The 7,741-nt window shown below is 60.6% G+C and carries 9 protein-coding genes and 2 pseudogenes; 4 read left to right on the top strand and 7 right to left on the bottom strand.

What is annotated here, in order from left to right; all coding sequences use genetic code 11:
* Positions 1–374: pseudogene (locus QZ307_RS10090) on the top strand (hypothetical protein); the annotation flags it as partial.
* The gene (locus QZ307_RS10095) at positions 361–1,302 is read left to right on the top strand and encodes a CPBP family intramembrane glutamic endopeptidase (RefSeq protein WP_295999500.1); all 942 of its coding nucleotides are present in this window, start codon (positions 361–363) and stop codon (positions 1,300–1,302) included. The pseudogene QZ307_RS10090 and the gene QZ307_RS10095, both read left to right, overlap by 14 nt.
* 83 nt (positions 1,303–1,385) lie before the next feature.
* Here the strand turns inward: QZ307_RS10095 and QZ307_RS10100 are convergent, their stop codons facing one another.
* From QZ307_RS10100 to yaaA, 3 genes are all read right to left on the bottom strand, one after another.
* A complete protein-coding gene (locus tag QZ307_RS10100; RefSeq protein ID WP_295999502.1) occupies positions 1,386–1,859 on the bottom strand; it encodes a YbaK/EbsC family protein in 474 nt (157 codons plus the stop codon).
* Positions 1,860–2,004: 145 nt separating this feature from the next.
* Positions 2,005–2,340, bottom strand: a complete 336-nt coding sequence (locus QZ307_RS10105) for a thioredoxin family protein (RefSeq protein ID WP_295999504.1) — start codon at positions 2,338–2,340, stop codon at positions 2,005–2,007.
* A 17-nt stretch (positions 2,341–2,357) separates the two neighbouring features.
* Positions 2,358–3,098, bottom strand: a complete 741-nt coding sequence (gene yaaA, locus QZ307_RS10110) for a peroxide stress protein YaaA (protein WP_295999506.1) — start codon at positions 3,096–3,098, stop codon at positions 2,358–2,360.
* A 185-nt stretch (positions 3,099–3,283) separates the two neighbouring features.
* Between yaaA and QZ307_RS10115 the strand changes: the two genes are divergently transcribed.
* Positions 3,284–3,790, top strand: coding sequence for a hypothetical protein (locus QZ307_RS10115; RefSeq protein WP_295999508.1), 507 nt, complete (start codon positions 3,284–3,286; stop codon positions 3,788–3,790).
* 265 nt (positions 3,791–4,055) lie between these two features.
* On the opposite strand, the gene QZ307_RS10120 is transcribed toward QZ307_RS10115, so the two are convergent.
* The 3 genes from QZ307_RS10120 to QZ307_RS10130 all read right to left on the bottom strand — a co-directional run bounded on the left by QZ307_RS10120 (position 4,056) and on the right by QZ307_RS10130 (position 6,423).
* Positions 4,056–4,877 (bottom strand): nitroreductase family protein, encoded by an 822-nt coding sequence (locus QZ307_RS10120; RefSeq protein WP_295999509.1) that lies wholly within the window; start codon positions 4,875–4,877, stop codon positions 4,056–4,058.
* A gap of 138 nt (positions 4,878–5,015) precedes the next feature.
* Complete coding sequence (locus tag QZ307_RS10125; protein WP_295999511.1) at positions 5,016–5,492, bottom strand: heavy metal-binding domain-containing protein; 477 nt, start codon at positions 5,490–5,492, stop codon at positions 5,016–5,018.
* A gap of 460 nt (positions 5,493–5,952) precedes the next feature.
* Positions 5,953–6,423 carry a hypothetical protein gene (locus QZ307_RS10130; RefSeq protein ID WP_295999512.1) on the bottom strand — a complete coding sequence of 157 codons (471 nt, stop codon included), beginning with the start codon at positions 6,421–6,423 and terminating at the stop codon, positions 5,953–5,955.
* 415 nt (positions 6,424–6,838) lie between these two features.
* Between QZ307_RS10130 and QZ307_RS10135 the strand changes: the two genes are divergently transcribed.
* Complete coding sequence (locus tag QZ307_RS10135) at positions 6,839–7,177, top strand: GIY-YIG nuclease family protein (RefSeq protein WP_295999513.1); 339 nt, start codon at positions 6,839–6,841, stop codon at positions 7,175–7,177.
* 134 nt (positions 7,178–7,311) lie between these two features.
* Here QZ307_RS10135 and QZ307_RS10140 read toward each other — a convergent pair.
* Positions 7,312–7,741 (bottom strand): annotated as a pseudogene (locus QZ307_RS10140) (hypothetical protein); the annotation flags it as partial.

Here is a 7,741-nt window from a genome sequence, read left to right on the forward strand (position 1 = left end):
TGATCATCATCGGCGTGTTCATGGACGCGGCCTGGATTGGCACGCTGGTGCTGGGCATTGTGACGGGCATTTGGTGGCCCTTCCCGGTGGCGCTGGCGCTGATTGGCGCCTGGGAGGTGCGGTACTACAGCGCCCACTCCACCTACCTTTGCCCGGTATGCGGAGCGGATTTCCGTCCGAAGTTGGGCGCGTACTTCTGGTCGAACCATACCCCGAGAACGCGCAAACTTACCTGTCCCTGCTGTCACCAGAAGGATTGGTGCGTGGAGCACTATCATGCCGACCCCATCGAGATAGCGCCCGGCCAATGCGTGCCCGGCACCTGTCACGGAGCGTGCGAAGTGAAGGCGGGTGAGGGTCATGGCGGCAGTTAGGAAGAAGCTCGCGAGCCATCGCGTGGCGGTTTACTGCGTTGTCACGTTTGTGCTCACCTGGGGGTTCTGGTTTGCAGCGGTGTACCCGCAGGCGCTTCCGGCGTTGATGGCAGGCGACAATCCGCTGGGCTCACTCGAAGTCATGCTCGCCGTAGGGGCGGGTATGTTTTTCCCGGCCATTGGCGTTGTGGTGACACGTCTTCTGACGGGCGAGGGTTTTCGCAATGTGTGGATCAAGCCAAAGCAGTTCAAGGGTACGGGGAAGTACTACCTGCTCGGCTGGTTTGGCCCTATGATCCTGGTGGCCCTGGGAGGTGCCCTTTACTTCCTGGTGACTCCGGGCAGCTTCGATCCCTCGATGCCGTTCTTTAAGGAGACGGTGGAGGCGCAGCTGGTGGCAGCGGGACAGCCGGCTCTGCCCGACTCCGAGATTGCCGCCATGGCCTATGCCCAGTTGGCGTTGATAGTTGTAGCTCCTGCCCTTAACGTGTTCACCTGTTTCGGCGAAGAGTGGGGCTGGCGTGGGTATCTGCTGCCGCATATGTTGGAGAAGCATTCCGTGACGTTCACGATTGTGGTGAGCGGGATCATCTGGGGCCTGTGGCACGCACCCATCACGGTGCTGGGGCATAACTACGGGTTGGCGTACCCCGGTTGGCCCGTGCTTGGCATTGCTGCCATGTGCTGCTTCACCGTGGTCATGGGCAGCTTCTTCAGCTGGCTCACGTTGCGGGCGAAAAGCTGCCTACCCGCAGTGTTCGCCCATGGTGCCCTCAACGGCTGTGGCAACGCCCCCACCCTGTTCGCCGTGATCTCCAACCCGTTTATCGGCCCGGCCCCCACGGGCATCATCGGCGGCATTGGGTTCATTGTGGTGGGGGTGGCGTGCTTGGTCTCGCTTAAGCGCTCGGGAAAGGTGGAGGCCTGAGCGATCATCGCTTCGTTGGAGGGTGACAAAGAAAGATTGCAACGTGCTTGGATGCAGTGATGTATCCAAGCACGGCTCTCGCGCTACTCCTCGGGCAACTTGCAGACATCGACCCAGGTGCTGCCCGGGGTCAGCTGCTCCAGATCGTCGGGAGTCAGCTCGATGGCGCTGTTGGAGCTGCCGCAGGCGGGGAACACGGTGGCGAAACGACGGAGCGTTTCGTCCAGGTATACGTCGCAATCATCATTCACGCCGAAGGGGCACACGCCGCCAACCGCATGGCCGATGCGCTCCTCGGCCTCTTCCGTTTTCAGCATCTTGGGTTTCGTGCGAAACTGTTCCTTGAACTTGGGGTTTGCCACGCGCGCATCGCCGGCGCATACCACGAGCGCCACGCGGTCGCCCACGGCGAACGAGAGCGTCTTCGCAATGCGCGCTGGCTCGCACCCCACCGCTTGGGCCGCCAGTTCCACCGTGGCGCTCGACGTGTCGAACTCCATGATGTCGTCCGCCCGTCCGAATTGCGCCAGGTGTTCTTTCGCTCTCTCTAGTGACATGCTTCGTCCTCTCGTTCGTCTATTGCTTCAGACGCAGTATAGAAGATCGCCCCTTTTCTCGTATGCGAGGCCAACCGGCGAGACGGCCAACCGTCTGACTTGTCTCATTCCGGCTAGCTGGTGCCGTTGCCGCTGGCGATGCCGCTTAGCGCTCTTCAGCGCTTTCGCCCTTGCCGGTGGCGCTCAGCAGCTCGTCGATGCGTTGGGCGGGGACGGCTCCGGTGAGGTCAGCTATCGGGCGGCCGTCTTCGAACAGCACGAGGGTGGGCACGGCCACCACGCTGAAGGCCCAGGCCACATCGGGGTTCTCGGCGGCGTTCATGTTCGCGAACTTCACGTCTGGATGGCGGGAGGCGGCGCTTGCCAGCACGGGCTCCATGGCGTGGCACGGGCCGCAGCCGGGGCTCCAGAAGTCCACCAGCACCCGCCCCTCGGCCTCGGTCACTTCGCGGTCGAAGTTGTCTTTCGTCAGCTCAATCATGGCGCTCCTCCCTGAATTTATTCCGCCAAGAAGACGTACTCGTTTTCGCTGGAAAGCTGCGGGGCGAAGCGGTAGCCCAGCTCGGCGAACTCTTTGAGTGCTTCGACGTCTTCCACGTGGTTCGCGGCCATGAACCGCACCATTTCGCCGCGAGCCATCTTGGCCAGAGTACCCTTCTGCACCACTTTACCGTTAATGAGCTCGCCGAACACCACTTTGAGGAGGCGGTCACCTTCCCGAAGATGCGCGCTGACGCATTTGGAATACTCCACAGAGGCAAGGTCCACCACAGTGCGATCGCCGTCCATCACCGCATCGTACAAGGACGATCCCCAGAACTCGTAAAGGCTGGCCGCACCGTCCACCGCGAGCTTCGCCTGCATTTCCAGGCGATAGGGGGTAACGCCGTCGAAGGGACGCAGCACGCCGTAGAAGCCGGAAAGGATGCGCAGGTGCTCCTGCAGGTAGTCGTAGGAGCCGTCATCAAGCACGGCGGCACCCATGTACTGGTACTGGATGCCAACGTAGGAGAGCAGCGCCGGCGCCAGGTCACCGCGCAGATCCATGGTTTGCAGGCGCTCGAAGTTGGTCTCGGCCAGCTTCTGGCTGCAGCCCCAAAGGGTCTTGCACTCGTCGAAGGAAAGCTCGCGCAGGCGCGCCAGCAGCACTTCGCTGCGGTCGATGAACGCCGGCAGCTCTTCCCAGGGCAGGACGGTGTTGTCCGTCATCTTTTTCGCCGGCGAGATAATGATTTTCATAGCGATCGCTTTCCGAACGTGCAACTATTTTGACGGGTGAAAATGTAGCACGAAAGCGGTCACGGCGAGCGGAAGCGGCCGAGACCTTCCTCGCCTCGCGCACAAAATGAAGCCATTACGTTTGTTGAACCGACGGCCTGCGAGGCGTATCGTTTTCTGCGGTTAGCCCGCGACAGGAGGCCCTTATGGAATTCACCTCGGCAAGCGCCAATAAATACCTCAAGCGACTTCAAGATGAAAAGGATCGCCTTCTGCGCATCGAAAGCGAGCGATCGACCTATATTGTGGCCGAGGGCGAAGAGCCCGATCCTCCCGTGTACGACTACGCGGCCACGCGGGCGGCCGTCTCCGAGATTGATGACAAGATGCGCGCCATTCGCCATGCCCTTCATCGGTTCAACCTGGAAACGGTGCTGCCGGAAAGCGGCCTGTCCATCGACGAGGCGCTTATTGCGCTGGCGCAATTGAGCGGGGCGCAGAGCGTCGTACGCGCCCTCAGCGAGCAGCAGCAGAAGACGCGGCTGCGCGACCGCTACTACGGTGGCGCGCCGGTGCCGGTGGAGTACCTCTACGCCAATTACGATGTGGCCCAGGCGGAGCAGGACTATCGGGAGCTTTCCGACCGCATTGCAGCGCTTCAATTGGAGATTGATCTGGCGAACCAGACGCAGCTGTTCGCCGTGGACCTGTAGACGCCCTTTCCGGACGCAAGGCCTGTTTCCTTACGGAATCTTGATTTCGTTGGAGTCTTCCGTTGAGGTTGTTCCGTAGTTCGTAGTTGGTAGTGCCATGCGGTTTAAGCGTTGGCCGACACCCTTCGGGTGATTTTCAATTCTCAGCCTTGCGTCGAAAGCTTGCCCCATCCCTTGGGAAGGGGCCGGGCGCCCAAGCACGGTTATAGGCGTCCACTATGATCTTCAAGCGAGAATGCGGGGCGGCGGTCGCTTCCCGGTGGCGTTATTTTTCGAAACCGAAGCCCTGGTGGCGCAGCATGGCGGGGATGTCCTCGTAGCGCGTGTAGGGGATGGTGTAGTAGTCGGCCACTTCCTGCGTCCACGTGCCGTCCTTCTGGTTCGACGCGCGCGTGGCCAAGTAGTGGCGGTAGGCCTCGTCGTAGTCCTTAAGCGTGGGCTTCAGCTCGGTGTCGTAGCGGTCGCGGAAGAACACGGCGCGTTCGGGGAGGCGCGGCTTCAGGTCCGGAATCTCCGCGGCGTGGCCGATGCAGAAGCCGCAGACGGGGAAGACATAGCGCGGCAGCCCCAGCAGTTCCCGCATGGCGGGCTCCTGCTCACGGGCGGCTCCCACGCAGCAGGTGCCGAGCCCCAGTGCCTCGGCCGCTACCGTAGCCGACCCCAGGGTGATGCCCACCTCGGTGGCCCCCACGATAATGTTGTCGGCTACGCGCGTCACCTCGTCGAAGGCTTCCTCGCTGCAGTTGCAGGCAAGCCACGTACGATAGAAATCCGCACAGAACATGAGGAAGACGGGCGCTTCCAGCACGTGCTTTTGGTTACCGCAAAGCTCGTAGGCGCGCTGGCGCTGCGCCGGGTCGTCGACCGACACAATGGAAACGTGCTGGAAATTGCACCAATTCGGCCCTTCCTCCACGGCGGCGATAATGGTTTGCAGCTCGGTTTCGGTGACGGGCTCGTCGGTGTAAGAGCGAATGCTGCGGTGATGGCTCATTTGGCGGAGAATCGGATTTTCCGCGAACAGCTGCGTTGCCTCGGGGCTCAGTTCGCCGCGGACGGTTGCCTGGGTTGTGTTGTGAGAAGTCATCGAAATGCCACCTTCACTCATAGGGGAATGCCAGGATATTATCCTTCGACGAGGCATTATAGGTTCATGACGATGACGACCGCGTCCCGCTGCCGCGCTTGTTGCCTGCGTGATGAAAACGAGGCTGGTCGGGGGCGCCTAGCGGTCGAGCTTGACGGCAGTGGCCGTAACCGACGCCCCGAACAGGCCGGCATAAGGCATGTACACGTCGTACCGTACGCCCAGAACCCCGTCGGCCCCCCGCTGATGGGCGCGCCAGAGCAGCTCTTCCCACGCGATGCGCTTGGCCCGCTCCATCTTTTGGGCAAGTTCCATAGAGCGCTGCCCTGTGAGGTCGGCCGCCACCGCATCAACGGCGGAAGGAATGCCGGACCCCACCATGCCGTCCGTGCTGATGGTGTCCAGGTATTCTGTCACGTGGAGCCCATCGAAGGAGGAGCCCGCCGTTGTGAGAAGCAGCTGCGGATTCTTTTCCAGCTCGCTGAGGAATTGGATCTTCGCGGCGTTCTCCTGGGTGGCCGCCGCATCGGTACGCGCAAAGGTATCCAGCGCGGCCTCGTCCCGACGGTCCACGCGCTCACGCAGGTTATCGACTTCTTCCGTGACCGCGCCCATCGCGCACCTCCCGTTTCACCGCCAAGAGCAACTGACGCCATTATCACCCAACGCCGCCAAGTGTCACGGCACACGACCCATCGGTTTCCAAGCGGGTATCTGCGAGTGGGGGTGGTGGCGTGCTCGTGAGACAGCCAACCGTCTGTCTCATTCAGGATAGGAGGCGTTCGCTGAACTGACCGTGGGAGCTAAAAGAAGAGCCGCCGGTTACAACCAGCGGCTCGCATTCAACGTAATGGGACGGTTTCTTCTGACAGCTCCTTGCACTGATAAATAGTCTTCTCGTAGTCCATCGGATCGGAAAGAATACCCAGGCCTTGCCCGCGCCCCCTCCGCTCCCACGCTTCCCAGTAGTCATCAAGATCGACATCGGCGACGACTCGGGCCGCATACGGCAGATTGTCAGTGGTGTCTGAGATCCTGTGTCCGCAAATACATTTGAAGTGCATGCTCGTGCTTGCTAATTATTCCACCAGTCAGGACCGTCCGTCGTGACAACAGCCAGGGGTCTCCAGCGAATCTCGCCGCAGATCACCAGTAAGCTGGAACGTATCGTTTCTGGATGGGCGCGCTCCTCCTCGCTGAGCGTTTCGCCGTCGTCGTCAACGAACACCCAGCCCTTACGCGTCTCCTCGAGGACGCCGTTCCAGATAGGGTCCGGATCCCTGAAGTTTCCGAAGTGGAATTCGGAAAGGTTTCTGAACTCCAGTTGCACTTCTGGCCATTTGCCGCTCTTGCTTTTGCTATCCCACCTGAAGGTGATGGTAAGGGCATCGACGTCGACCTTGAAGCGACCGAGATTGAGGTCGTCGTCCTCGCTTTGCGCAAGCGGGTCATAGGAGAATCCCGCGACGTACCAATCATGGAATCCCTCGACGCGGGCAAGCAGTCTTGCCACGTCCTCTTTATTACGTACGATGTTCCAATCCATTGCTTTTCCTAACACGAGCCTTGATTTTGATTGTTTGCTTCAGGAGAAGGACCGACAGCGCGTCGAGCGCCCGAGCACTTCGGTGCCTGCAGCGTACACCTCAATGAACGAATTGAGCGTACTTGGCTGATCTGGCCTTTCTTATTGAAAAGACCGCAAGGCTTGTCACTGGAGTTTCTCCTGTAGCGTCTATAGCTCATCATGATAGGTTATGAACCTGCCAAGGGGTGTCCCATGGATGCGCATCTAATCAAGTGGCGCTTGCCGACAAAGCGAGACGGCCAACCGTCTGGCTTGTCTCATTTGGTTGTCTCGCAGCGCCGCATCCTCACCCCTGGCACCCTATACCGCCAGAGGCTCGAGGGTCGTGTTACGATGTCGCGCATTGATTGGACGAAGAGGAGGAGCGAGGGCTATGGATGCGGCGAAGCGCAAGGAGATTGCGGCGGCCTGGAAGAGCCGCCGCCCCAACATGGGCGTGTTCGCGGTTACGTGCACGGCGACGGGCGACGTGTTCCTGGGCGCGGCTGTCGATGCCGATCGAGCTATGAACGGCGTGCGCGCACGGCTCGATGGCGGCCTGCACCGCTGCAAGCAACTCCAGGTGCTATGGAACGAGCGCGGTGCCGAAGGGTTCGAGTACGAGGTAGTGGAGCTGCTCGAATACGACGATCCCGGCGACATCGGCCCCGATGATCTGGAGGCCCTGCTTGCTCTTGTGGCCGAGCGCATGTCGGAGGCGGTACGGTTGTAAAGAGAGTCCTGGAGCCTTTTGGGTCCCAAGGCAGTTGTCTCATAATTTGCGACAACTGCTCCGATGATTAAGCTCGAGGGGCAACTGGCGCAAAATTTGCACCAGTTCAAGCTGGGCGCGATAGAGCCCAGCTGTCACAGATGCCGTAAGTTCGTCCTGTAATCCCGCAGCCGTTCCTCGCCGATGTCGTTGATGATGGCATCGAGCGCCGAGAGAATCTGACTCTTGTGCTCGGGCAGCGCGCCGCGCAGCATCACGGGGTTCGAAGCGCCTAGCATAGCGAACTCAGTTTGTATCGTAAGGCTGGCGACCAGCTCCTTCACCTCCTCGTACTTCTCCACTTCCATCTCCTCTTCCCAGTTTCCGGCAAGGATCTCTTGGTAGAGCTCCGAGCTCTTGTAGATCGTGAGCATGTTTGCACCGATGAGCCACGGGTTCGTGCGGTTCACGATCTCCGCCGTCCTTCTTGCGCCCTCAATACCGCGTCCCCTGCCCGAGATGCCCACAAGGTAGAAGAACGCGTAGGAGATGCCGGCGCTGTCGAGGCGCGCGCACTGCTCCACA

Source organism: uncultured Adlercreutzia sp. (assembly GCA_910585575.1).
Classification (GTDB): domain Bacteria; phylum Actinomycetota; class Coriobacteriia; order Coriobacteriales; family Eggerthellaceae; genus Adlercreutzia.

Excerpts from the sequence above, each read along its gene's own strand:
- QZ307_RS10120 (WP_295999509.1), bottom strand. The coding sequence starts at position 4,877 with ATGACTTCTCACAACACAACCCAGGCAACCGTCCGCGGCGAACTGAGC.
- yaaA (WP_295999506.1), bottom strand. The coding sequence starts at position 3,098 with ATGAAAATCATTATCTCGCCGGCGAAAAAGATGACGGACAACACCGTC.
- QZ307_RS10135 (WP_295999513.1), top strand. The coding sequence starts at position 6,839 with ATGGATGCGGCGAAGCGCAAGGAGATTGCGGCGGCCTGGAAGAGCCGC.
- QZ307_RS10125 (WP_295999511.1), bottom strand. The coding sequence starts at position 5,492 with ATGGGCGCGGTCACGGAAGAAGTCGATAACCTGCGTGAGCGCGTGGAC.
- QZ307_RS10130 (WP_295999512.1), bottom strand. The coding sequence starts at position 6,423 with ATGGATTGGAACATCGTACGTAATAAAGAGGACGTGGCAAGACTGCTT.
- QZ307_RS10095 (WP_295999500.1), top strand. The coding sequence starts at position 361 with ATGGCGGCAGTTAGGAAGAAGCTCGCGAGCCATCGCGTGGCGGTTTAC.
- QZ307_RS10115 (WP_295999508.1), top strand. The coding sequence starts at position 3,284 with ATGGAATTCACCTCGGCAAGCGCCAATAAATACCTCAAGCGACTTCAA.
- QZ307_RS10100 (WP_295999502.1), bottom strand. The coding sequence starts at position 1,859 with ATGTCACTAGAGAGAGCGAAAGAACACCTGGCGCAATTCGGACGGGCG.
- QZ307_RS10105 (WP_295999504.1), bottom strand. The coding sequence starts at position 2,340 with ATGATTGAGCTGACGAAAGACAACTTCGACCGCGAAGTGACCGAGGCC.